This window comes from Paenibacillus paeoniae, from assembly GCF_003388735.1.
In the GTDB taxonomy this organism is placed as follows: Bacteria; Bacillota; Bacilli; order Paenibacillales; family Paenibacillaceae; genus Pristimantibacillus; species Pristimantibacillus paeoniae.
Genome location: NZ_QUBQ01000001.1, coordinates 1,661,642 through 1,684,537, shown reverse-complemented (window position 1 = coordinate 1,684,537; position 22,896 = coordinate 1,661,642). Strand labels below are relative to the sequence as shown.

Sequence of the window (22,896 nt, the reverse complement as noted above, 5' to 3'; positions counted from 1 at the left end):
TGCGATTGACCTATGAGGCAGCCTCTTTGAGTTTGTTACGAATTTGATTTCTGCTCTTGCAATTTCCCGTTCTTCTCATATTCCATGTGGTAGAAACCCCATTCGCACATATCCCCTAGCACCGTACGAAGCTTTTGCCCATGCTCGGAGACGAAGTACTCCACTTTGGGCGGGATCTCCTGGTACACTTTCCGAATGATCAATCCGTCCCGCTCCAACTCCCGAAGCTGGTTAGATAGCATCCCTTGGGTAACCGAAGGAAGCATTCGTTTCAACTCTCCAAATCGCTTGGTGCCTTCATTCAACAAAATATATAAGATAAGTGGCTTCCACTTGCCTCCAATTAATTGAAGAGTGACCATGATTCCTTCTGTCAGGAAAGATTTGCTTATATCTTCGGGCATTTACTTACTCCTCATTTGCAGATATTTTTCATCAGATGCTGTTATTGTAGCAAATGTTATGACATTAACCAACCGATCTGTTAAAGCGTACTTAGTACGATTTTTCATACTTCCAAAGGATTCAGTCGTGGTCTATAGTACGATCAACCTAATATAGTACGAAAAAAGAGCGTACTTTACGGTATCCGGATTCTCACGAATAATGGGGCTATCAGGTTACCAGTCCTGATATCACATCTTAAGAGAGAAGGAAAAACAAAATGAAAACTCTAGTAATTGTCGCTCATCCATCGTTGGAGCAGTCTCGAGCTAACGCCGCTCTTATTCAGGAGCTGAATCAGTATGACAACATTGATTTCCACTACCTTTACGGGGAGTATCCGGATTTGAATATTGACATCGAACGGGAGCAACAACTTCTGATCAAGTATGACCGAATCGTGCTTCAATTCCCTATGTATTGGTACAGTACCCCTCCGCTATTCAAGAAATGGCTCGACGAAGTGTGGCTATATGGATGGGCGTTTGGGTCTGGAGGAGACCATCTGAAGGGCAAAGAATTCATCGTGGCTACAACTGTGGGTGGCAGAAAACAAGACTATCTCTCTAGCGGTCGCTTCGAATTCACAGTCAACGAGTTCTTGAGACCAATTGAGGTGACTATTAAGTATACCGACGCTATCTACCTCCCACCTTTCGTGTCATACGATGCACTTGAAGCTACTGATGAGCAATTGAAATCGGAGGCTGCTAAGTATGTGGAGCATATCCGTGCTTCAGCAGAATCACTCATGAATTAACGATTGATTGAGTAGCTGAGACATTAGAAAGATCCTATTTCAAGATGAAATAGGATCTTTCAGTTTTTCAAGTCAATACTAATCCATTTTTCTCTACATACTGTTTCCGATTTCCAAGTGAGACGTAAAAGTTCCCATATAGTAAATACAAGCGACCGCAATCGTTTCATGCTGTCGCTCACATAACCTCTCTCTTTCCCTTCACAATATCCCTGTATCCACATCATTGCGGGGAGTGACTTGACAAATAAATCATTCAGTAGCTATTATAGTTAAGTAAATATAATTAAATTTAGTTAACTAAAATACGGAGGGATCATTATGAAACTGCTCGATGAACTTCATCGCTTTTATTACGATATGACGCTTTCTGAATTGCGATCGATGAATGATAATTCAACTTACCCCAATATTACTTACAACAGCCTCTTATATCTGGATCTTATTTCCTATAAAGAGGACTGTACCGTCAGCTACCTTGCGGATGCCCTGCATATTTCTAAATCTGCCGTGACCATCAAGGTGAATGAACTAATCAAGCAAGGTTTCTTAACAAAAACACAAAGTGAAAAAGATCGTCGTGTTTATTATCTCTCCATTACTCCTGAAGTAGAGGCAGAGTATAAGCAGCACGACAAGCGAGTGCTCCATGCTGCCAAAGCCTTGGAGCAGAATTATTCCGAAGCAGAGCTTTCCTTGTTCCAACGCATGCTGGAACAAACCCGTAAATGCTATTTGGAAACAGCCCATTAAAACGACAAAAATGGATTCAAAACTTACTTGTCGAGCTTGTCCTGCTTCATTTATTACGTATAAGGAAGTGATCATTATGGCTTATCTACTCTTAGGAGTATCTATCGTTTTAGAGGTTTTTGGTTCCACCATGCTGAAAGCGTCAAATGGCTTTAGAAAGATAGCACCGACGACAGGTACTCTTGTTGGCTATTTTCTATCTTTTTACTTAGTATCCATCGTATTGAAGACACTGCCCCTTGGACTTGTCTATGCGACATGGAGTGCGGCAGGAACAATTCTAACTGCAGTAATGGGAGTTCTCCTTTTTAAAGAATCTCTGAACAAAAAAGGTGTACTCGGAATTGCAATTTTGATCGTCGGACTTGTCCTGCTAAATGCAGCAAAATAAAGGAGGTAATAAGACATCATGAGAGGATATATATATTTAACGATTTCTATTCTAATTGAAGCATTCGCAGCATCGATGCTTAAGGTTTCCGAAGGATTTAGCCTTCTCCTACCAACCATCGCTTCTTTGAGTGGCTATCTAGTAGCATTTATCTTCCTATCGATAACAATGAGAACCATAGCGCTATCTAAAGCGTACGCAACTTGGGCAGGGGCCGGAACAGCGCTTACAGTACTTATTGGAATCACTTTTTTTCAAGAGTCGACTTCACTGCTAAAATTAGCCGGGGTTGCAGTTATCATCATCGGGCTATTCATATTAAATACTTCCAAGGGCAATGAGAAAGCCACGTCGACAGCAGCGTAAGTGATGTCAAATACGTATTACTGATGAAGATATTGCTGATCCCCCTGCTCTGCTTAGGGGTGCCGATCGCTGCATTAACGCGATAACGCCGCTAATATCGCCTGCTTACATGGCACTGGTTCGAACGTTCCGGGCTGCTTTCATTCTCATCGTGTGCCATGGAAGCAGAAAAATGTATTAGTGTATCACGTAGCACAATCGTTAACTTAAAGGCGAGGTTTTGATCCTGTATCCGATTTCCTTGTGAGACAGAGCAATAAACCTAGAATATAGTAGATAAAGCTGATCGCAATTACTCCATACAGCATTACTTTGATAGAAGTCGGCGCCCATACGAAAGTAAATGACCATGTCGAGCCTCCTAATAATATTGTCGGCAGCATGATCGTCACCGTCCATACTCCAGCCACAATCAACGTATGTAAGAGTAGCAAAAACAATCTCTTGCCTTGCAGTGGTGCTCTAATACGTTGTCTGGAAACGAGCTTCTTCACTAATAACAGCGTGGATACGAAGAAAATGGTCCCAAGCCCTGCACCGATCATGCAAACAATCGTCAAGATTTGATCCAGCCTTTGATAAGGGTCCGTATAAGTGTTTGTTATCTTCTTCCCTTCCCATAACAACATTACACCTTGACCTATGGCCGTCGTATGGCTTGTATTCATATTGGATAAGACAGCAATACCAACCTGTTCATCAGGGTTCATAATGAAGTAAGAAGTGAAATTAGGATTCTGCCCCGCATGGAGTATATAGCTTTGATTGCTCTTCCCCATAATTTCCCAACCGCTTGCGTAGTACGTATCTTGATCAAATGACGCTATGGTCAGATCCGGAATATGGGATGCACGGATAATCTCTTGGTCGACTGCGTTGTTCGGATCGTAACCCAGCTGAACGTTCATCCATTTGGCAATATCATTCGAATTGCTGATGATATAACCAGCGGGTATATTGCCCCGATAGATGGGAGCCTTGTAAGGTTGTGCTTGCTTAAATCCGATCTTGTATCCAGATGCCATATTGCTGGATTGTACTTGATGCCGTCCAGCAAATGTACTAGTCATCCCCAAGGGCTCGAACACCTGCTCCTTCATATATACATCGTAAGGCGTCTTGGTAACGATCTCGATGACAAGTCCCAGTACATCATAATTAATGGTGGCATATTCGAAGGAACGGCCAGGCTTCCGGTTAAGCGGCTCCTCCAATAATGTCCTTACGGTCAATTCCAGAGCGTCGTCTGCATTGCTCTCCGGGATTCGTGTAATTGAATTCGAAGGAATCCCGCTTGTATGATGTAGAAGCTGCTCGATGGTTATGGATTGGGGCTCGCCCTGGTGTAATAATTTTAACCAAGGAATGTACTTCTCAACATCATCAGATCGCTGTAACAGCCCTTCCTTCTCCAATTGCAGAATCGCAAGCCCTGTGAATGCTTTGGAAGTCGATCCCATCTCGAATAACGTTTCGGATGTTACTTTTTCTTTCGACGATAGATCTGCATATCCGAATCCTCTCTGAAAGACCGTCTCCCCTTTTTCTACGATGACGAGCGATATTCCTGGCGTGCTGCTTAATTCTCGTTGTTCCTCTATAAATAGTTCGATTTGTTGAATACGAGCACTTGTGTCTGCACTTGCAATGTCTGGCGCTACAGCACTCACAACTAAAAACACAGCTATGAGCATGAATCGCATAAATACTGAACTTTTCATAATCGCTCCCCTTTGCTTAAATGAATACTTCTCATATAGCTATTGCAGGCCACAAGAAAGTAAATCACCTGCATAATCACATAAATGCCTATAATGACAAACGAATAGAGCCAGTTGGATACCATGAGCAGGTTATTCAATGCTTTAAGTGCGACTAAAGCATGGACGATACCGACAAGGCATGGTGCAAAGAATAGAACACCGATCTCTGTTACGATAATCTTGCGAAGTTCGAACGGCGTTACCCCAATTCGACTTAGTGCCTGATAATGCGCTTGATCCTGCTGCAAGTCCGTGAATAACTTAAAGTAAATCATACTCCCAGCAGCGATGAAGAACAGCAGACTAATCAACATGCCTATAAACAGAGTTAGAGCCAGAAGCCCTTGCGCATCCGAGTACTGCGTCTGAATCTCATCGATTTGAACCGCAAGTACTAACATGTAAATCGTACCCGATACCGTTAAAAGGACTGCGCTTAGAATCGTTGCCATGAACAGAATTCGTGCATTTCCCTTCAGCTTATGGCCAAGCTGCGACAATACAAGCATATTGGTACGATGGTAATAAAGCTTCGGATTCCTTGATAACCAGCGTAACATACAAGTACTGGCCTGGGTGAATAATAGATACGTACCAATGATCGTTGCGAATAGAATGAACACAGCGAGAACAACGAGATGATTCATATCTAAAATAAGAGCTATACTATATGCAGCTGCTAGGCTTAGGATCGAAAAAAAGGCTAGCCATGGTGAGTAAGCTATTTCTCGATGTGTTTTGTTGGCTGATTTTAGTAAATCAACAATAGTAGAATTGCCCAATTGAACAACCGTCCAAATTGAAATAAGCGTGAACAGAACGAGAAAGCTCACAGCTGTGATCCAAAGCGCCTGAAACGATATTACAGCCGTGATCGGGTCTTTCATTTTCAGCAAGACAGCGAGCGTCATAAAAAATGGCTTGCTAAAAAATGTGCCCATACCGATACCAGCAATAATCGCTGCAACCGCGATAACCATATTCTCGATTACAATCAATTTGCGGAGCTGCATGCGTGTCATGCCTAATAAGGATAAAAGCCCGAATTCTTTACTCCTCGATTGGAGAAAGGCTGTGTTTGAATAAAGTACAAAAAGAAACGAGAACATGATGATAATGATCTGGCAGAACCACATCCCTTGTCTTACACTGGTAACTCTGATCACTTGGCTATCGGTCAATTCTGGATGAAAGCCAAACGCAGCAAACATATAGAAGATCATCACTGAGAACACGCTGCTCATAAAAAAAGCGCTGTACGAGCGTAAGTTGCCGCGAATATTGCTAAGCGCAAGTGAACGGAAAGTCATCGAAATTCCCTCCTCATACGCTTAGGAGTGGCATCGCGACACCCAGCTTCTTTCTTCAAATCTATGTCATCCCATGCTGTACTAATTATATTTTCTATGAAGCTATATAAATTGATAAGACCTCGCGCGGTTAGCACAGACATTGTATGATTTCCTCCTTCCAATTAACCTGTAGATCTTAACTACGTCAAGTATACTGGGCAGCGTCCCCTGTACCCATCGATTTATATAACAAAAAGCACGCTTCGAACATGACAAGATTGTCACAAAGCGTGTTTGCATTATTTATTCCCATCCAAAATATGGATTCCTTTCGATGGAAACGTTAGAGTAACCGTGGTCCCCACTCCAAGCTTAGAGGAAACCGTCAGCTCATGACCAAGTCTGCTGCATATTTGCTTGGCCAAGTAAAGTCCCATTCCCGTTGATTCTCCAGCTACTTGCCCATTTTCCCCTGTGAAAAAAGGATCGAATATGCGCATCAGATCATGCGACGCAATCCCGCTTCCCTTGTCCGTAATCATCAGCTTGCTGACCGAGTCTTGCTGCTCCAAATGGAAAACAAGAGGTTTTATCCCTTGCTTGTCCTTGCTGTATTTAATCGCGTTGCTGACAATTTGATTCAATACGACGGTTATCCACTTCCGATCCGTTTCTGGTGATGCCTCGCCGTGGATTTGCGGGATGACATGGTGACGAACACATAGACGTCTGTGCGTAATGAGCACTTCATGTATAAGACCATGTAACGACAATTTCACCAAATGCAGATCCATTTCGAACTTTTCGAGGCGTGCCGTATGCAGCAGCATCTCAAGACCCTTGCTCATTCGATCAGCTTCTTCGAATAGACTTAGGTTTAATTCATGTTGCTCTTCTTCAGACAATGACTGCTGTATCGCCGCCTCTTGCAGGAGCAGATCGATTACGGACAACGGTGTTTTCATATGATGCACCCACTGCAGTACGAAATGATTATGCAGCTCCTGTTTACGTTGATACGCGCCAAGCTGATTCAGATAGGCGCTGCTCTGTTGTTCTAACAAGCGGACAATATACTGTTGTTCAGCCGTAACAGCAGACTGTGCGATCGCTCCAGTTTGAATTTCGTTATCTCGCTCAATAGCGCTCAGAATTTGCTTATAATATTCCCGCTGCCGTATATAGTCAATAGTAAGGCTGAGTACGATAAAAACGGCAGACGCGCCTATAAAGTAATACAGTGCATGTAGATCCAAAAATTCTGGATTCCGGGCATGTTCAAGCAACATGAGGCCCGCTCCGAGCCCCGTTATCACAAATCCTGTCAGAATATAGATGAAGCGATCACGAATGAAACTTGCCGCTGTTCGTATTTTCATATCCCGCGCTCTCTCTGTTCTTCTTCAAGGACCAATTTATAGCCTAATCCGCGTACGGTCATGATTGCATTCGGAATCTCAAGTTCTTCAAACCTCTTTCGCAAGCGTGCCACATTGACCGTCAATGTGTTGTCATCAACAAACTGCGCATGATTCCAGAGCGATCCAAGAAGTTGGTCACGCGAGACGGTTTTCCCATATTGCTTAATTAAGCATTCGACGAGCAGTTGCTCATTCTTGGAGATTTGGGCTTTACGTGTGTGATAGACGAGTTCATTGCGGCTTAGATTCAATCTCAAACCGTGAACATTCAATTCATTCTCTGGTGATGCAGCAAGCCCAGTTGAAGCTGAGTAGTCTCCATAAGCTCTTCTCAGAACGCTTTTTAATTTTGCAATGAAGAGATCCAAGTGAACTGGTTTTGTGATATAGTCATCGCCGCCATTTTCGATCGCCATCACCTGATCCATCTCTCCTGCTCGAGCGGAGATGAAGAGGATCGGAACGTTAGAATTCATACGTATTTGTCGGCACCAATAATAGCCGTCGAAATAAGGCAAATTAATATCCAATATGATCAAGTGCGGCTCATACGCTATTAACTCCGGCATAATATCTCGGAATTGTGATGCAGTTGCGGCTTCATAACCATACTTCTCTATCGTCCTCTTCAAGATAGCACTAATTTTTCTATCATCCTCGATAATGAATATACGATACATGTGCTTCCCCCTGTGTTGATCAAGTTAAGCTGATCAATAGTTAAGTACATTAATCATAGTATAGGAGTTATTGTAACATTATGCCATGGAAAGCTTACATCACAAACAAAAGCAGCCCATCCTCGGCTGAGGACGAACTGCTTTTATGATCTAGACATACTCTTCAGCAGAACATAGTCTCCACGTTGAGTTGCGATAGGTTTTCACAACATCTATCATTAGGTGCGCAAATAGCGCATCACTTCTTGTGTTCCTCATGACTGCAGCGCTTAAAAGACTCCTCCAGTATCGATCCAATCGTATGTTCACGTAAGTATTGGTGCAAAGATTGTTCAGCACCGATCATCACGTTCTCAATCATACAATTGCTAGTCCTTTTATGTTTCTGTTCCTGCTCCTCTTTCGCCAACAACTGATGCTGCTGCGAATTCGAATTCGAGCATTCGAATAGCTGCTGTCTTCCTTCAATCACTTGGATTACATCAAAGAATGTAATCTGATCGGCTGGTCGAGCAAGCTCATAACCGCCGTTCACCCCTGGCACAGCACGTACGATTCCATCTTGTCTGAGCTTGGACATAATCTTGGATAAATAACTATCAGATACACCCAGAGTTGAAGACAGCTCCTTGATTCCGACGTTATTGCATGTATCAGAATGTGCCAAATGAACTAAAGCATGCAGAGCATAGTCTGTGCTTTTGGAGAACTGCATCCCACGCTCCTCCTTTCTCAGTACCAAAACAATTGTCGATATATACTGTCCATAATAATGGATTGAGATTAAATTTGCAATGAGATGCTCATTCCATCTGTGTTGTGAACTCTGAACCTTCAAGTGTAATAGGAGTAAAAAGCCCGACCTTCAGCTGAGGGAAACTACATCCCTCATAAAATCCAGCTGAAGGTCGGGCGCTTTCTTGCGGTACGAATCAATGAGCGGGCTTGGATGACATCAATTAAGCTCCAGTGCCTTCAGTAAGGCGTACGCGCTTGATTTGGCGCCTTCTTGAGAATAGTGCGCATCCGGAAACATAGGGGCCAAATGATGATAGCCAGGATATACATGCAGTTCAACCAAAACACCGTCAAAAGCTAGTTGTTTCGCAAACAGCATAGCCTCATCTATGAACAAATCTATACTGCCTATGCTGATATAAGTGGATGGCAAACCGGCCAACGATGCTGCACGCGCAGGAACGTAATACTCGCTAGTTCCCTCTTGTCCCGGCTCATCCCCTAATACCGATTTCCAGCCGAAATAATTGCTTCGTTTGGTCCAAACAAATTCGCCAGCATAGGGATGATCTAGTGAAATACTTGTACGATCATCAAGCATTGGGCTGCGCAGTCTTAGATGATGAACGTCGAATTCCTTCTGATCACGAATGTATAGAGCTAGACCAGCCGCTAATCCACCGCCGGCACTGCTGCCCCCAATAGCAACTTTCCCCGTATCTATGCCCAATTCCTCGGCTTGCTCCATACACCATTTTAAGCCCGAATAACAATCCTGCAGTTGGCTTGGCTGAATATGCTCCGGCGCTAAACGATAGTAAACGGATACGCAGCAAAAACCATGTTGCTCTGCCAGTGCCGCATTCCCTTTACGATCACCGACTGGACTGCCCAAAACCATTCCACCGCCATGAATCGAATAATAGAACGGCATCTTATCGTATTTGGGTTTAAGGGGTTTAATGATTTCTATGTGAATATCGGGTCCGCCAAAATAACTAGGGACCGTTCTTTCCTCGAATGTAACAGAGAACAGCTCCGTTACATCCATTTGGTGCATCGTTTTGGACTGATTTTCCCGTGATTCTGCTAACGTATCCGCCGAAAGATCGCTCGTCGGTATTAAATCAATCGCACTAATAATCTCCTGATCGATCAGATGTCTGCTTCTGCTTTTTTGTTCGCTCATCGTTGTCTACTCCTCGTATTTTGTGATGGGTTCATTATTCCCCGTTGGGATTGATTTCAAAAATTTCGGTATGACTACGCATCCGCCTGCTTCCATTTTATAAAACGCAAATAGCTAATTAAATGTAAATCATGACTTAGAAATGTTCTTGCCATAAAAAACGGCACCGATGAAGTTAACCTCATCAGTGCCGTTAGCTACTTATTTTTCGAATAAACCATTTTCTTAATCGTTTCCATGGAGAGCGAATAGTCTTCAGCAAGTTGTTCAATACTGCTGCCATTCCTAAATGCATATCGAATAGCGGCATTACGTTGATCCAACCACTGTCTTCCGCCACTTAGGCTTCCCCAATGATGAAATTCCTTCTCCTGCTTAGGAATGTAGATCGTCTCTCCCTGGACATACTGTTGAATCTCTATAATAAGCTTTTCAGGCAATACATTTTTAGCATTTGAATATTTCAATTTGCTTCACTCCTTATTTTGGTGAATAAGGTGCAAAGCCAAATGATTAGAAAAGCTTATTCAGCGTTTAAAAAAGTTTAACCCCATACAAAGTAACGCTTTTCCAATAATGGCTTTGCATGAGTGAAAGTAGTCACAGACAATCCCAAGAGATTCTCCATCAGTAAAGCACCTCCCCTTTTACTATGCCAGTATACCATATCCATGTTACTTTAATAAATCTCGGTAATCACTGCCCTGAAGGATTGTAATCGGGTCAAGACTGGTCCATTCGTCAAAAGATAAATTGGAATTTTTTTCTAAATAATTTTGCATAATACTATAGCCTATCTTATAATTCGACCATCTGGGAATGCCCTTATTATCATTGCCGGAAAACAAAGTTTGATAAAGAAATTGATCAGTAGAATCCTTGTGTTCGCTTATTTCCTCTAAAATAATCTTTTCCTCATCCTTTGATAGTGGCTCTAACCAAGGAGCCCTATGATTCGGGTAAACGTTTGTGGCAAATGAATCGGCTTTTCCCTCTAAAATAATGGCATCGAGAGGTGTGAAGTCTGAAAATGCTAGCCCCTTCATAGCGACCGTATGATTGTATTCATGTGCCACTAAATATTTTAAAGTCATTTTTGAAAATGATGGATCAATGTGCAGTAAGATGATGTTCTCACTCAAAGTTACGCCTGTTGCGCCTCCCATTTCCCGAATAATAGTAGGATTGTCAGGGCTAAAGGGCACAATAAAAATCGTTGTTTTTCCACCCGTAAGCAACTGAGCAGAGGAAATGATTGATTCTTGTATATATTCATTGATCTTGTTTTGCATCTTAAGCAATTTTATTGTATTATCCTCTAATTCCTGCTCCAGAAGCGTCAGACTAAAAAAGGAATAAAAAAAGCTTGGCAAGTCTGAGTCTCTCTCAGTAGCCATGTTATAAAAAGACATAACAACGTGGTTATAATATTCCTCCCAATTGTCGAGAGAAGGATCTTCCTTTATTCGAGCTGTGTAATCAAGAACCTCTTCATAGAGAGGAATAATCTCAAACATTTGTTCATTGTGAGTAAATTGATGGTATACTTGTGAAGGTACTTTATCCGGAAAATGATTCGTTTCACTATTCCCTTCAGAATCGCTGGAGCAGCTCATCAGCAGCAGGAATGTCGAGAGCATAAGAAGTAAGACAAGTATTCGTTTCATTTGAATCTCCTTTAAGTTTATGGCATTGCTACTAATTTCGACATAATAACAATTAACCCTCCTAAATTATTGAAATAAAAACATAATTCCTCAAGCAAACACCCCCAAATCCAATCATATGGGGGTGTTTCATAATGAGAAAGTGTATATCATGCTAAAATCCATTATTTCGCGAAATTTATCGATGGGCGTTTCTTTATTCCATTGATTTTGCGCCCTCAAGCGATCATAGGCATCTTGAAGCGAGATTTCTAATATCGTCTCCGTTTGAAAGAGGGTTCCATCCATATCAAAGATTATTGTGTGAATCATCGTTATCTCTCCTATAGCTTATTCATGTAAGCAAAGGCGGCGCATATTTTTTCGTAATCACGCAAAACGATCGACGTGCAGAAAACCTGCACCAACCATTTCGATACAGGTTTCTTAAATTATGAATGATCTCTTCTTTATAAATAAGACTTTAATTTTTCTACGCTAGCTGTAATACTGAATACACCTTTCTTGAAAGGGGATGTAATCATCGAACAGTAATTCCTCTTGAAGCAAGATTGTCAAATTCTCTAATTTTGCAATGAACAGAGCGTAAAAGTCGCCCGAATTAGGATATGTAAATAGCCCATACCCTTTCGGTAATAAAATTTTGTTGGTCTCCTTAATCTTTTCAGGCAAAAATTCATACTGGAATGCTTCTAATTGCTCAAGTTCTTCTTGTACGGCTAGTTCAATATCGTGGGCAGCTTCATAATCCAGAATAAAATTGACAATTTCCTGATAGTCCTCGCCCTTAAAGTCAACATATAAAAACTGTTTCGTCGTCAATCCATATTTTAATAGATCCTCATGCAAGTCACCGCTTCTATTCTCCTGCAAAAAAGTTTCCATTTCCTTGCTGTCATTGAATATATACTGTGCTATTTCTTTAAGAGACATCCTTGCATCCTCCTATTATTGAAACAAGTCTCCATACTGATTGGAAATATAATCGGGGTAGTTTTTACAATAAAATTGATCAATCATCTGTAGCACAGAATCCCATTCCGGATATGTCTCACGGTCTGCAAACAGCATGTTGGCTTCTGGATTATTCATCAGCAAATGATCAGATCGAGCAGGTACTGACAGACCAAACTTTCTCCTTACGTGTATCAGGAATAATATTTCAAAGGGATAAAAACCATATCTGAAATCGCCAAACTCGCCCAGTTGTCCGATCTCAGAAGCTAATGCTGAATGATACGTGGACATTTTCGTAATCAGGCGCTCTATTTCTACCAGATCACCCGTCGACCATCCTTCCAGCACTTCATCATAAATGTCTAAATCATCAGGTATTGAGCCGCATCGCTGACCGTTTTGCATAAAGCTTTCTTTCACAGCTAAATACAACTTTTTATTCGTTCCCAGAATGGTTTTATTTTTGTACTGCAGGTACAACTCCAGCAAAAACCAAACATGCCTGTTCCCTTCATTAGCATTCATTAAATGCCCGCCGAAATGGTTAGCTATAAAATCAAATAATAGATTCTCTTCTTTCTCCCATCCATACATTGCAAAATGGACCAAAGTAACGACAACTTCCCTTAATGAATAGCGCAAGCGCATCCCCGGATATCTGGTTGTATAGAGCTTCTGCCCCATGCACTGGTAAAATACGACCTTATGCATATTTTTTAAACCGCCTAAATGGTTTCTGCCGTTATGTAATACATCTTGCTTCCATTGAGACAAGTAGTAAGAAAAAATGGAAGATAAATTAATCAATAAAATATGATCTCTTTGCACGTCATCTATTTCAACAATTTCAGTGACTTCGCTCTTGCATTCATCATACTCTTTTTTTACATCTTCAAATTTAATGCCATTAATAAAGTTATTTCGATATCTTTTGAATGCCATATCCATTTTTTTAGCGTTTATCATCGCATCTCCTTATGAAGCAGTCTGTTTCTCCAACCATGTGTACGTTCTCATGATTAAGATACTCTTGCACTGCCTTGCCTTAATTATCGGTTTGGTAGAGTGAATGTATAAACTCGCTAAAACTGAACGATACGAGCTTCATACATTCTTGCTTCAGTTCATTATCTTCTTCCAAATAATCTAGATCGCAATAATAAACCGCACCCTTGTCCTCTCCTTTTATTGAAAGGCAAATAAGACTGTCTGCAGGATCAACTCCGATAGGAATAAAGTTAGATGGAACTATTTTTCCACTATTATATTTTTTATAGTAACCCTCTAAATTTCTCTTATGTTCATCGCACAGTGGAAGAAATAACATAATTGACGATGTTACCGTTTCATCTTTCGTTTCAAATCTTCTTTGAACCGTTTTCCCTCCATTATGACAAAGTAAAAAACGTTTATATTCATCTGGCAAGACAAAATTGAATGTTTTTTCAAATGCCTCTATTTCTTGATTTCCAATCGGGTTAAATGAGAATTCACACTTTATATTCACAGTGCCACCTACGATTCTATAGAATACAATTTATCAAGCAGCTCGGTAAAAGTATTGCAGACAGGTGTTATCGCTTCAGCTTCTATTTCTTCATGATCGAACAATATTACCGGTGGTTTTTCCTTATTTAAACGATAATCAAAAGCAAGCAAATTGCCAAATGGATCTCTCCCAAACGGAACAATGCTTTTAACTGCAAACTCCTGAAACATGGATATATTTAAATCGTTGTTGGTAAAACTGATCAAATCATGAAATATTCCTTGTGCGCCGTTATCATAATCAAAGCTGCTCGGTTCTGGGTAGCCGCCATTGAACTGTTTAATGCAATTCTTATAATCTTGAGGAAACGTCACATGAAAGAGCTGCTCAATTGCAGCTATTGTAGCGTCATCGACGGGACCCTCCACATGGAGCCATTTTTTCAATCCCATAAATATCTCCACCTTGATTCCATAAAGTTGGCCATCATTTTACCTTTAACTTTTATAAAATTCGAGATATTTCACATTCTTTGAGCTGCCAAAACATCTACCTTCTGATTTGCTATCAGCAATTCTGAAAAATGCTTTAGCTGTTTCTAAATTGCCTAGTTCAAAAGCAACTTTACCTGAAATAAATTCCTTAGCACCTGTATCAATACGTTCAAATCCAGTTAGAAATATTTTATCTGCCCATTCCTTTGCTTTCTTAAAATCATTGATTATAAAACAAGTATCAATAATATCTTTTACCAAATGATAACCTTCTTCAGAATAAATACCTTTTGGTTCAGGTATTAAGTTCCAAGCCTCTTCTAATAACAAAATAGAGTCAACATAGTTGCCACCCTTAAACTGTTCATTACTTTCATTCAGAATGTTTTCAAATCTTTCGTTAATTGGTGATGGCAGAATAGCCAACTTCATTCCCCCTCAAATCATATCTAGATTCAATCCAATGTATTTATCATCTTCGTTAAAAAAAATCTTATAACCTTCTAACATGTAAGCTCTTAATAGATACTCCTTAGCTTGATCAAATTCTCCACACTCGAACAAACTCTCTCCAAGTCTCAGTAAAATAAATGGATTTGAAATTCCATCGGGACAGTTTAAAGCATTCAATAAATTGTTTTTTGCTATCTCATAGTTACCTTTATGAAAATAAGTATCCGCTATTGCCGTGTATATCCATGTACTTGTATCCCACTCATGCTTCGGTAGCGGAACCAACTCTAGCGCTGCTGTATAGCTCTCAATCGCCTGATCCGTTTGTCCTTTTTCAAATAGCGTGTTTCCCTGTTTACACAATTGTACAATTTGTTCATGTACTTTTTCATTAATTCCATTATTCATTTCCCCACAGTCATCTTGGCGAATGATATCCTACTCCATCATTTATCGGAATCTTTCGTTGTCTTTCTAATATTTCCACTTTAATTTCTGAACTAATACTATTTTTGGAATAACGACCTGCCATCATTATGGATTTTCAACAGTAAATCAAACAACTTTTTTAAGGGCTTGTTTTGGCATTGTAGATGATCCGCTCCTTAAGCTGATAGTTTTATTCTACAAGCCCATATTTTTGTTGCCCAACTAAGTGTAGCCCATCCACATCACAGCATACAAAAAAAGCGACTCTCTCCCTCGATTATCATCTCTTGGGAAAGACTCGCCTATGATCTTATCCTTTCTTCCTACTCCTGAATTTGATGAAAGCATGAGCCATAATATGCGAACAACAATACGTAATTACGGTTAACAAAATCGTTGCGCCTAATCCAAGCGGTTGATAGATCAACAGCATACAGATCCCGATTAGGAGAAAATGAATGACGTAAATTTCGGTAGTCAATGCACTTGCACTCTCCAATAGCTTACCCGCCACAAGTCGAAGAGGTTTAGATATAAAATATAAACAGCTGATCCAGCTTAAAATAAAAGCAATATAAAACAGATTTACGGACAGCGTGTGATGATAATAGGCTTGCTCTGACTCATACCCGCTTGGGAGACCTGCATAAACGGCCAAAAGCATATAAATAACGATAATGGCTGAGGATACAGCGAGTAATCGCTTATAATAAACGGACTTGTTGGCAGCCCGGATTAGGAAAGTACCGAATACATATCCAGCAATCGGATACGGAATCCAGGTAAGAAACGGGAAGTACGAAAAATCGCTAGTACCGATCAACATACTCAAGAATGGTAAGTTTGCAGCCGTTTCGATATAGGGTATATAAGGAAGCAGAGCCAGATTGGCTATCATCAGCAGACTTAGGACGAGCAAATATTCACGATTGGATGCCTGCAGCCGATGGAAGCAAGCAAAAAACAGCATGGCGATTCCTGAGAATTGCAAGATATCGACAACAAAAAAATTCTCGTAAAACACGGTAAAGCTATCTGTGTACTCTTCCCATCCCCTAACCGAATTGATCCAAGTCGGAAGCACCAGACGAAACAAATTGAAAACATAGCCTGCTGCGATCAGAATCAATCCACGTTTCAGTAGAAGAAAAGGTGTGCTTCGCTTGGAATAGACAATACCAACCCCAAGCAAGAACATAAATACAGGTGCGGCTGGAATACCGCCCAGGAATTGCACGATATACCCATACAGGGACTGCTCTTGCGTGTATCGATCCCCAAACTCCAAAACAATATGAACCAAAACCATAAATATAACGGCCAGCCCACGTGCAGCGTCCAGCTCATATTGACGGCTGTTATTGAGGTTGATCTCCTTATTCAACTGCTTTTCTCCTTTAAGGGGCGAGCTATAGATTCTTCTGTCGATACAATAATTGATAGCTTCCCTTGTTTACGGTTTTCGTGACATAAAACTCATTTTGATCGTATAGCGTTTGAGCTTTTCTCTCACTTTCGTGCGTAGAGGTATACAAGCATAGGCGCTGCTTCCCGCGTTTCTTGGAGGCCTCGATGACATAATTCAACAGTTGAATGCCAATTCGTCTTCCACGATACCGTTCATCGACACAGTACCAGCCCACCCAATCCTGTTGTTCGAAATCCTCCTGCATTTCATAAAGTCCGATGATCCCACATACCTCCCTATCCTCGACAGCGATGTAGTATTGGAAAGAACGCAGGGCAGCATCCACGGATGTCTGATACTTCTTCAGGTGTTTCTTGTCCAAACTGGCCCATAGCTCCTGTGCGGGGTACAACTCTTCTTCCTCATCTCCAAAAACGTCGTTAACCAATCGACTAGCTTGATCCAAATAGATTGGATTCAGCGGGATAATTGTCATATTCCTCATCCTTTCTGCTTAAATCTTGATGTCAGGGGAAACCAAATCTCAGAGGATTCGCTTTCTCCTAAAGGATAATACTCAATCTCAGGAAGCAGCGATATGGAATGATCTGATACCAGCAACCACTCTGATAACACCCGGTTGCGAGTCCGGCTGAAATCTTCATCGGTTTCTCCGCCCACTTCAAACTGCACCCAGCTCCCATCCATACAGGGAACGACATCCCATTCTCGACCAGCCGCCACCGGTTCTGTCGTGAGAATGCCAACCCCGTAAATAAACGTCTCTTGCCCTCCGGGCAAACTAATTCCCGCAAAAGCTATGGCTTGAAAATGTTGTTCCAAGTAAGCAAGCGAGCCATTCAACGTTTGATGCTCCCAGAAGTTTTGGATGACTTGTTCATACTGGGAGGTCTCGTTCGATACGGATATGCTTTTGCCGACAAAATATAATGAAGGCAAATAAGCCATTTTGAAAGCTAGTGGCGCGCTGCTCTCCACACTGAACTTGATATGCATAGGACCAAAATATCGAGTCTCTCCGGTATCAGTAGACTGACGTGCCTCTCTGGGCGAGATGCCGTGGAATCGTTTGAAGGCTTTGGAGAAAGCTTCCGGTGTCTCGAAACACGCATCCAACGCCGCTTCCAGAATGGATAGATGTTTCATTCTCAAAGACATCGCTGCATTGCTTAACCGTCTAAACCGGATATACTCGCCAATGGTTATTCCCGTTAAAATGCGGAATGTCTTCTGCAAATCCGACACGTTCGTATAGAATTGTTTGGCTAGCGAATCGGGACCTAGTTGCTTATCGTACATCTGCGACTCTATTTCTCCCAAAATGCTGGATATGATTTTGATTTGTTCCATAGTGCATGCTCCTTATAAGTGTGAGTATAGCAAGGATCGAAGAAAAAGTTCTGTCCGTTACCATGCCATTTTGTCCGAATGATCCGAGTCTTCACGGAACGCAAAAACCTGTACCTTTTATTCAGATACAGGTTTTCTTATTTCATTATAATTTAGTTCCTCTCTTCAACATATCGCCCTCATTTTGTTTTGAGCTTTTTTCTTTGAAGTATATTTCATTTAAAATGTTTACTTTAACGTCAATCTTTTGCACCAGCTTTGGAAACCATACGGTCTTCCATTCCTTAATCTTCTCCTCTTTCGACTGGGGACGGAATATTAAGCCTATCCCCAATGCGTCTGCTTTTAACGAATGAATTTTCTTCCATGTTTGATCAAATTGCTTGCTTAACTTTTCAGAAAGATCTTTTTCGATGATATCTGCGCTTTTCCCATGGGGACTTTCTGTTACCACTACGTTCAATTGAATGTCCGTCTGCAAGAAAGGGCCCTGCTCCGTCCATTTGGTGTGGTGATTTACTTTCGCGTGTTCAATGAGCACGCTAGTGTTTTTGGCAACCTCAATGGTTCCGCCAGTGTACTTTCCTTTAAACAAATTGTACAGCAGCGTTTCTTCCTGGTTCAGTGAACCTACCAGTCGATCTTTTCTCATAACTGCGGTCCCTTTGAAGGTAAATAGAGTTTGCTTGCCATCTTTCAGCATCGGTATGCCCATATCTTCTGACAGAGACTCTTGGTTCCTGTAAGCTTCCCAAATTCTTAAGATGGATTGATTGGGTGTCCAACCAGCCTCTTCGCTAAAAAAATCATAGGAGGATACTTCAGGAGTTGGTGATATTTGATGATATAGCGTCTTGTCAAAATCGCCATCTACGATGCTCACTAATCCCTTTATCGAAATATCGTTGGCTCGTACCGCAAAATTAATAATGTCCCCTATTCCGTCCTGTGCTAACTGTATATCGATAAGCATTAGTCTTAAATGAACGAGATCAATGCTTTTTTCTGAATCGGTACGAATCAAATCGATTGCTTTGCTGATGGACTCGGCTTCCTTCTCCAGAATTTGCGTTTTTTCATTGGCAATCGGTATCTGAAGAATGACTTTATACTTTTGGGAATCTCCCTTGCCTATCCCCATAACGGCCGGAAGATAATGCTTATTAATATCCTTCGTATCCCAGCATCCCGTAAGCAATAAGACCAAACTAAGAGTTAGTGTACATGTGCGCGCAAAACCAACTTTCATGTAGACACCTTCTTCCCTCGCCAACGTCCCAAAATGAATATCATCATCGGAAGCCCGATTACACAGAACAGACTTACGAATGCGTTCAGTTGCAAATATCTATTCATGACCTCAATGTTCGGGATAAACAAACAAAGGATGTAAACAAGCAAGCTTAACATGGAAACCATCCATTTGATGTTTAGTTTGGGCACAAGTAATTGGTGAAGCAACGATGAGGACATCCATAATAGAACAGAGGCCATTAGCACAGCTAATCCACTGGAAGACACTACAGAGAAACTGGGCAGCCAATCAAACACAACCCACTCCAGATCTATCGTGTCTGATGCCATCAGCATGGGATATTGCAATAGTACAGCGGATTCTTGACCAAATACTAATAGTGGAATATAGACTGAACCCATACCGAACACATAGACCACGCCTAGCCCCACTGCCAACCGGCCAAATCGAACGGGTCTTTCCTTCTGAGGAATCATGCCCAGGAAAAGGAAGCTCGATAATATCGTGAAACATATGTAGAAATCAGCATGATGAAGAAATGAGAACGTGCCATCCCAAACCGGGAAGATGTAGTTGAAATTAAAGTTTTTAATCCCGATCAACATAGAGAATAGAATAAACGGGATAAACAGAACAAACAACCCTATGCTGGCATGAATAAGCGCAGCAAGCCCTTTCCATGCGCCATAGAAGCAAAGCACTAAAAAAAGAAAAGTCGTAGCTGCCGTAGGAGTACTTTGAAGCAATACAGCTCTGATCTGAGAAGTTTGATAATAGATGAGCAATACCATCTGACCCATAAGGAATACGACAAGTGGCAGTAAAAGCACACACGCTCCCCATCTCCCGATGGTTCTCAAACAAATATCAACAATGGTTTCACCCGGGAATTTTGACAATCCATTCATATAGAACCAAATAAACACGATCTCCAACATGAAAATTAGCGTAATGGCCTCCCAGTGACCTTTTGACGTGGACGCAATAATACGATCTGGGAAAAAGGTAAATATGGCAGCAAGGTGCAGCAACAAAAATATTGTGAGAAGCAGGTATTTATTCATCCAGGCTCTTTCCTTTCACGCTTAAGCTTAAGTAAGGAACGGTATGGATTTGAAGGGAGGCAAAGTAATAGATCAGCCAGATCATAGCTGCTTCAAGCCCCCATATGCCAAAGAAGGAGCTGGCAAATATGACGACATACTTATACAGGCGAATCCCAATCATATTCAAATAACCCGATAACACGAAGTTAGCAATAGCCGAAGCAACCAGTATAATAATGAGCAGATTACTGACAAGCTTAGCTTGCACTATGGCCTGCCCAAGAAGAATGCCGCCGATCATCGTAATCGTAGGCCCAATGTTTTTCGGAAGTCGAATGGTCGCTTCAATAATCATCTCCAGCAGCAGCATGACAAGTAATAGCTCAATTAAGGAAGGATACGGGATCCCTTCCCTGCTCTTGGCGACAGCAATGGCGAGTTGGATGCGCAGCAACTCCGGATTAACGGAATTCAGTACAATGTAAAGCCCCGGAAGGGTAAGTGCGAAGAGTGTACCTACTGCTCGAATAGAACGGATAAACAGTTGAAATAGGTACGGATAGTTTTCATCCAATTTGGATGCCCACAGATCTCTTATGACGGTTGGGAAGGCAAAGGCAAAAGAAAATTGGTCGATCAGAATGATGACCTTCCCATCCCTTAGATTCTGGACGGTATCTCCAGGCAGCTCGGAGGATAGATACGTTGGGGTCAAAGCAAATTTGGGGTGACCTAATATAGCCAGAAGATCTCTGACCGTCGTAATTTCTTTATGGCTGTTTTTTTCTAGTTTAGTGCGGATCGCTTGAACCACTTTATCAGGAGCAATGCCATGGAGATACATGATGGCAAGCTTTTTGGATACTTCTGTTCCAGTTGTTTTATGTTCAATGACCAATTTACTTGTTACGATTTTTTTGCGCAGCAAACCAATATTCTTATCGATATCTTCTGTGTAGGAATCAAAAGCGGATTGAAGGGGGTTCTCGCTTGCAGGAAGCGTGATCTGTCGAGAGATATCGGGGCTCTCTGCATCCGTTATTCCCATTAATCCTTCTGCGTTAAATAAAATGAGCTTCCCCTGCAAAATGGCTTTGGATATATCCGTTATGACTATAGCGCTGTCGCCTTGCTCCATTACACCATCTGCTGTATTCATGACCGAAAGTGTCTTCGAAAGGTCTACTAATGATTCCAAATAATACGCCATGAATCTTTCTCTGCCGATGAACACGGATTTATAGACAAAATCTGAACTATGTTCAAATGGGGTAATGATTTGTAATTCTAAATCGCTAAGGGATTGATCATTTCTAACATCCACATTTTTCACCTCTTGTGAAATAGTGTGTCATCTCATTAGGAAATTATTCAGACTTTCAGACTGCTCAGCAGCAGAAAATGAATGATAAAAATACAAAAAGCTCCTTGATTTCAGGAGCTTTTTGCATCTATGATTATATGGTTGTAATAGAATGAATGAAGGAGAACATGGTGCAATGATAACTCGTGAGAAACTGGAACAAAATCAGATTTGGCTTTATGTAGCGGTATTAGCAGCTGGAGCCGGTCTCGGCTTGTTTTTCCCTAAACTAATGACGCCTTTAGATAATCACATCTTAATTTCGGTCGTTATAGCCCTCTTGATGTTTGGAATGTTTACCCAAATCCCCTTTATGTCTATAAAGGAATCCTTCGGAAATCGACGCTTTATCATGGCTATACTAACCGCCAATTATATCGCGGTTCCGATTGTTGTCTGGTTATTATCGCAGTTTCTGCCGCAGCAATCTCCCCTATTGCTTGGCGTTTATCTTGTTCTGCTGACACCCTGTATTGACTATGTCATCGTATTTACTCATCTAGGTCGTGGAAATGAAAAAGCAATGCTCCTGTCAACTCCCATTCTGTTTGTCACGCAAATGATCCTGTTACCCCTTTATCTATGGATTTTCATGGGCAAAAAAGCGTCTGAGGTTGTGAACGCAGGACCCTTTATCGAAGCGTTTCTAATCATTATCGTAGTACCGCTTCTGCTGGCTATAATCTTACAAGTGGTTTCCAGCAAAACTCGCAGCAGCGGTCAACTGCTGTTGGATGCGTCCGCATGGATACCTGTCCCATTGATGGCTCTGACTCTATTTATTGTGGTGGCATCGCAAATTAGCAAGCTATCCGTCTACTGGGAGCTCATTATTAAAGTTATTCCTGTCTACATCGCCTTCATGTTCATCATGCCGTTCATTAGTCGTATGATTGCAAAGTGGTTTCGACTAGACGTGAAATTAGGACGGGCTGTTATCTTTAGTGCAGGAACACGCAATTCGCTTGTCGTGCTCCCCCTTGCCTTAGCGTTACCAGATGACTGGAGTACACTAGTAGCCGCAATCATTGTAACGCAAACGATTGTTGAGCTTGCAGGGGAATTGATCTATGTTCGTCTTGTTCCAAATGTCATTCTGCGTGACAACACGTCTACTAAAGAGGCGCAAACAAGCTAAACCGTCATTTATGAGACTGCTGAATCGCT

At 41.5% G+C, this 22,896-nt stretch carries 26 protein-coding genes and 1 pseudogene; 5 read left to right on the top strand and 22 right to left on the bottom strand.

The window, feature by feature from the left end; translation table 11 throughout:
• Nucleotides 1–35: 35 nt before the first annotated feature.
• Nucleotides 36–404, bottom strand: coding sequence for a winged helix-turn-helix transcriptional regulator (locus DX130_RS07615; protein ID WP_116044097.1), 369 nt, complete (start codon nucleotides 402–404; stop codon nucleotides 36–38).
• Between the two features lie 260 nt (nucleotides 405–664).
• Between DX130_RS07615 and DX130_RS07610 the strand changes: the two genes are divergently transcribed.
• From DX130_RS07610 to DX130_RS07595, 4 genes are all read left to right on the top strand, one after another.
• Nucleotides 665–1,204: an NAD(P)H-dependent oxidoreductase gene (locus DX130_RS07610; protein ID WP_116044095.1), complete on the top strand. Its 540-nt coding sequence runs from the start codon at nucleotides 665–667 to the stop codon at nucleotides 1,202–1,204.
• A 321-nt stretch (nucleotides 1,205–1,525) separates the two neighbouring features.
• Nucleotides 1,526–1,957 (top strand): MarR family winged helix-turn-helix transcriptional regulator, encoded by a 432-nt coding sequence (locus DX130_RS07605; protein WP_116044093.1) that lies wholly within the window; start codon nucleotides 1,526–1,528, stop codon nucleotides 1,955–1,957.
• Nucleotides 1,958–2,033: 76 nt separating this feature from the next.
• Nucleotides 2,034–2,348: a DMT family transporter gene (locus DX130_RS07600; RefSeq protein ID WP_116044091.1), complete on the top strand. Its 315-nt coding sequence runs from the start codon at nucleotides 2,034–2,036 to the stop codon at nucleotides 2,346–2,348.
• An 18-nt stretch (nucleotides 2,349–2,366) separates the two neighbouring features.
• Nucleotides 2,367–2,714 (top strand): DMT family transporter, encoded by a 348-nt coding sequence (locus tag DX130_RS07595; RefSeq protein ID WP_116044090.1) that lies wholly within the window; start codon nucleotides 2,367–2,369, stop codon nucleotides 2,712–2,714.
• A gap of 206 nt (nucleotides 2,715–2,920) precedes the next feature.
• Here DX130_RS07595 and DX130_RS07590 read toward each other — a convergent pair whose 3' ends face one another.
• The 21 genes and pseudogenes from DX130_RS07590 to DX130_RS07490 all read right to left on the bottom strand — a co-directional run bounded on the left by DX130_RS07590 (nucleotide 2,921) and on the right by DX130_RS07490 (nucleotide 21,690).
• Entirely contained in the window at nucleotides 2,921–4,435 is a 1,515-nt protein-coding gene (locus tag DX130_RS07590) for a serine hydrolase domain-containing protein (protein ID WP_116044088.1), read from the bottom strand.
• Entirely contained in the window at nucleotides 4,432–5,787 is a 1,356-nt protein-coding gene (locus DX130_RS07585; protein WP_116044086.1) for an FtsX-like permease family protein, read from the bottom strand. Before DX130_RS07585 ends, DX130_RS07590 begins: the two co-directional genes overlap by 4 nt.
• A 281-nt stretch (nucleotides 5,788–6,068) precedes the next feature.
• Complete coding sequence (locus tag DX130_RS07580) at nucleotides 6,069–7,148, bottom strand: sensor histidine kinase (protein ID WP_116044085.1); 1,080 nt, start codon at nucleotides 7,146–7,148, stop codon at nucleotides 6,069–6,071.
• The gene (locus DX130_RS07575) at nucleotides 7,145–7,870 is read right to left on the bottom strand and encodes a response regulator transcription factor (protein WP_116044083.1); all 726 of its coding nucleotides are present in this window, start codon (nucleotides 7,868–7,870) and stop codon (nucleotides 7,145–7,147) included. The genes DX130_RS07580 and DX130_RS07575 overlap by 4 nt, the downstream gene beginning before the upstream one ends.
• A 238-nt stretch (nucleotides 7,871–8,108) precedes the next feature.
• Complete coding sequence (locus tag DX130_RS07570; RefSeq protein WP_116044081.1) at nucleotides 8,109–8,585, bottom strand: RrF2 family transcriptional regulator; 477 nt, start codon at nucleotides 8,583–8,585, stop codon at nucleotides 8,109–8,111.
• Nucleotides 8,586–8,825: 240 nt separating this feature from the next.
• Nucleotides 8,826–9,797 (bottom strand): alpha/beta hydrolase fold domain-containing protein, encoded by a 972-nt coding sequence (locus DX130_RS07565; protein WP_116044079.1) that lies wholly within the window; start codon nucleotides 9,795–9,797, stop codon nucleotides 8,826–8,828.
• A gap of 197 nt (nucleotides 9,798–9,994) precedes the next feature.
• Nucleotides 9,995–10,264: a CD3324 family protein gene (locus DX130_RS07560; protein ID WP_116044076.1), complete on the bottom strand. Its 270-nt coding sequence runs from the start codon at nucleotides 10,262–10,264 to the stop codon at nucleotides 9,995–9,997.
• Between the two features lie 207 nt (nucleotides 10,265–10,471).
• Complete coding sequence (locus DX130_RS07555) at nucleotides 10,472–11,464, bottom strand: DUF2268 domain-containing putative Zn-dependent protease (RefSeq protein ID WP_116044074.1); 993 nt, start codon at nucleotides 11,462–11,464, stop codon at nucleotides 10,472–10,474.
• A 162-nt stretch (nucleotides 11,465–11,626) separates the two neighbouring features.
• A pseudogene (locus tag DX130_RS07550) lies at nucleotides 11,627–11,776 on the bottom strand (nucleosidase); the annotation flags it as partial.
• 165 nt (nucleotides 11,777–11,941) lie between these two features.
• The gene (locus DX130_RS07545) at nucleotides 11,942–12,397 is read right to left on the bottom strand and encodes a DUF6630 family protein (RefSeq protein ID WP_116044069.1); all 456 of its coding nucleotides are present in this window, start codon (nucleotides 12,395–12,397) and stop codon (nucleotides 11,942–11,944) included.
• A 15-nt stretch (nucleotides 12,398–12,412) separates the two neighbouring features.
• Nucleotides 12,413–13,387, bottom strand: coding sequence for a hypothetical protein (locus tag DX130_RS07540; protein ID WP_116044067.1), 975 nt, complete (start codon nucleotides 13,385–13,387; stop codon nucleotides 12,413–12,415).
• A 79-nt stretch (nucleotides 13,388–13,466) separates the two neighbouring features.
• Complete coding sequence (locus DX130_RS07535) at nucleotides 13,467–13,928, bottom strand: SMI1/KNR4 family protein (RefSeq protein ID WP_116044065.1); 462 nt, start codon at nucleotides 13,926–13,928, stop codon at nucleotides 13,467–13,469.
• A gap of 8 nt (nucleotides 13,929–13,936) precedes the next feature.
• Entirely contained in the window at nucleotides 13,937–14,362 is a 426-nt protein-coding gene (locus tag DX130_RS07530; RefSeq protein ID WP_116044064.1) for an SMI1/KNR4 family protein, read from the bottom strand.
• A 45-nt stretch (nucleotides 14,363–14,407) separates the two neighbouring features.
• Entirely contained in the window at nucleotides 14,408–14,830 is a 423-nt protein-coding gene (locus DX130_RS07525; protein ID WP_116044062.1) for a hypothetical protein, read from the bottom strand.
• Between the two features lie 12 nt (nucleotides 14,831–14,842).
• Complete coding sequence (locus DX130_RS07520; RefSeq protein ID WP_116044060.1) at nucleotides 14,843–15,265, bottom strand: tetratricopeptide repeat protein; 423 nt, start codon at nucleotides 15,263–15,265, stop codon at nucleotides 14,843–14,845.
• A gap of 331 nt (nucleotides 15,266–15,596) precedes the next feature.
• Nucleotides 15,597–16,670, bottom strand: a complete 1,074-nt coding sequence (locus DX130_RS07515; protein WP_116044058.1) for an acyltransferase family protein — start codon at nucleotides 16,668–16,670, stop codon at nucleotides 15,597–15,599.
• A 25-nt stretch (nucleotides 16,671–16,695) separates the two neighbouring features.
• Nucleotides 16,696–17,190 (bottom strand): GNAT family N-acetyltransferase, encoded by a 495-nt coding sequence (locus DX130_RS07510; RefSeq protein ID WP_165861191.1) that lies wholly within the window; start codon nucleotides 17,188–17,190, stop codon nucleotides 16,696–16,698.
• A 5-nt stretch (nucleotides 17,191–17,195) separates the two neighbouring features.
• Nucleotides 17,196–18,065: an AraC family transcriptional regulator gene (locus tag DX130_RS07505; RefSeq protein WP_116044054.1), complete on the bottom strand. Its 870-nt coding sequence runs from the start codon at nucleotides 18,063–18,065 to the stop codon at nucleotides 17,196–17,198.
• Nucleotides 18,066–18,210: 145 nt separating this feature from the next.
• On the bottom strand, nucleotides 18,211–19,314 hold the full coding sequence (locus DX130_RS07500; protein ID WP_116044052.1) for a Ger(x)C family spore germination protein: 1,104 nt from the start codon (nucleotides 19,312–19,314) through the stop codon (nucleotides 18,211–18,213).
• The gene (locus tag DX130_RS07495) at nucleotides 19,311–20,384 is read right to left on the bottom strand and encodes a GerAB/ArcD/ProY family transporter (protein ID WP_116044051.1); all 1,074 of its coding nucleotides are present in this window, start codon (nucleotides 20,382–20,384) and stop codon (nucleotides 19,311–19,313) included. Before DX130_RS07495 ends, DX130_RS07500 begins: the two co-directional genes overlap by 4 nt.
• Nucleotides 20,377–21,690, bottom strand: coding sequence for a spore germination protein (locus DX130_RS07490; protein WP_165861190.1), 1,314 nt, complete (start codon nucleotides 21,688–21,690; stop codon nucleotides 20,377–20,379). Before DX130_RS07490 ends, DX130_RS07495 begins: the two co-directional genes overlap by 8 nt.
• A gap of 175 nt (nucleotides 21,691–21,865) precedes the next feature.
• Between DX130_RS07490 and DX130_RS07485 the strand changes: the two genes are divergently transcribed.
• Nucleotides 21,866–22,867 carry an arsenic resistance protein gene (locus DX130_RS07485; protein ID WP_116044047.1) on the top strand — a complete coding sequence of 334 codons (1,002 nt, stop codon included), beginning with the start codon at nucleotides 21,866–21,868 and terminating at the stop codon, nucleotides 22,865–22,867.
• Nucleotides 22,868–22,896 lie beyond the last annotated feature (29 nt).

Bases quoted from the DNA above. Each gene is read 5' to 3' on its own strand.
- DX130_RS07615 (WP_116044097.1), bottom strand. From the start codon at position 404: ATGCCCGAAGATATAAGCAAATCTTTCCTGACAGAAGGAATCATGGTC.
- DX130_RS07610 (WP_116044095.1), top strand. From the start codon at position 665: ATGAAAACTCTAGTAATTGTCGCTCATCCATCGTTGGAGCAGTCTCGA.
- DX130_RS07605 (WP_116044093.1), top strand. From the start codon at position 1,526: ATGAAACTGCTCGATGAACTTCATCGCTTTTATTACGATATGACGCTT.
- DX130_RS07600 (WP_116044091.1), top strand. From the start codon at position 2,034: ATGGCTTATCTACTCTTAGGAGTATCTATCGTTTTAGAGGTTTTTGGT.
- DX130_RS07595 (WP_116044090.1), top strand. From the start codon at position 2,367: ATGAGAGGATATATATATTTAACGATTTCTATTCTAATTGAAGCATTC.
- DX130_RS07590 (WP_116044088.1), bottom strand. From the start codon at position 4,435: ATGAAAAGTTCAGTATTTATGCGATTCATGCTCATAGCTGTGTTTTTA.
- DX130_RS07585 (WP_116044086.1), bottom strand. From the start codon at position 5,787: ATGACTTTCCGTTCACTTGCGCTTAGCAATATTCGCGGCAACTTACGC.
- DX130_RS07580 (WP_116044085.1), bottom strand. From the start codon at position 7,148: ATGAAAATACGAACAGCGGCAAGTTTCATTCGTGATCGCTTCATCTAT.
- DX130_RS07575 (WP_116044083.1), bottom strand. From the start codon at position 7,870: ATGTATCGTATATTCATTATCGAGGATGATAGAAAAATTAGTGCTATC.
- DX130_RS07570 (WP_116044081.1), bottom strand. From the start codon at position 8,585: ATGCAGTTCTCCAAAAGCACAGACTATGCTCTGCATGCTTTAGTTCAT.
- DX130_RS07565 (WP_116044079.1), bottom strand. From the start codon at position 9,797: ATGAGCGAACAAAAAAGCAGAAGCAGACATCTGATCGATCAGGAGATT.
- DX130_RS07555 (WP_116044074.1), bottom strand. From the start codon at position 11,464: ATGAAACGAATACTTGTCTTACTTCTTATGCTCTCGACATTCCTGCTG.
- DX130_RS07545 (WP_116044069.1), bottom strand. From the start codon at position 12,397: ATGTCTCTTAAAGAAATAGCACAGTATATATTCAATGACAGCAAGGAA.
- DX130_RS07540 (WP_116044067.1), bottom strand. From the start codon at position 13,387: ATGATAAACGCTAAAAAAATGGATATGGCATTCAAAAGATATCGAAAT.
- DX130_RS07530 (WP_116044064.1), bottom strand. From the start codon at position 14,362: ATGGGATTGAAAAAATGGCTCCATGTGGAGGGTCCCGTCGATGACGCT.
- DX130_RS07520 (WP_116044060.1), bottom strand. From the start codon at position 15,265: ATGAATAATGGAATTAATGAAAAAGTACATGAACAAATTGTACAATTG.
- DX130_RS07510 (WP_165861191.1), bottom strand. From the start codon at position 17,190: ATGACAATTATCCCGCTGAATCCAATCTATTTGGATCAAGCTAGTCGA.
- DX130_RS07505 (WP_116044054.1), bottom strand. From the start codon at position 18,065: ATGGAACAAATCAAAATCATATCCAGCATTTTGGGAGAAATAGAGTCG.
- DX130_RS07500 (WP_116044052.1), bottom strand. From the start codon at position 19,314: ATGAAAGTTGGTTTTGCGCGCACATGTACACTAACTCTTAGTTTGGTC.
- DX130_RS07495 (WP_116044051.1), bottom strand. From the start codon at position 20,384: ATGAATAAATACCTGCTTCTCACAATATTTTTGTTGCTGCACCTTGCT.
- DX130_RS07485 (WP_116044047.1), top strand. From the start codon at position 21,866: ATGATAACTCGTGAGAAACTGGAACAAAATCAGATTTGGCTTTATGTA.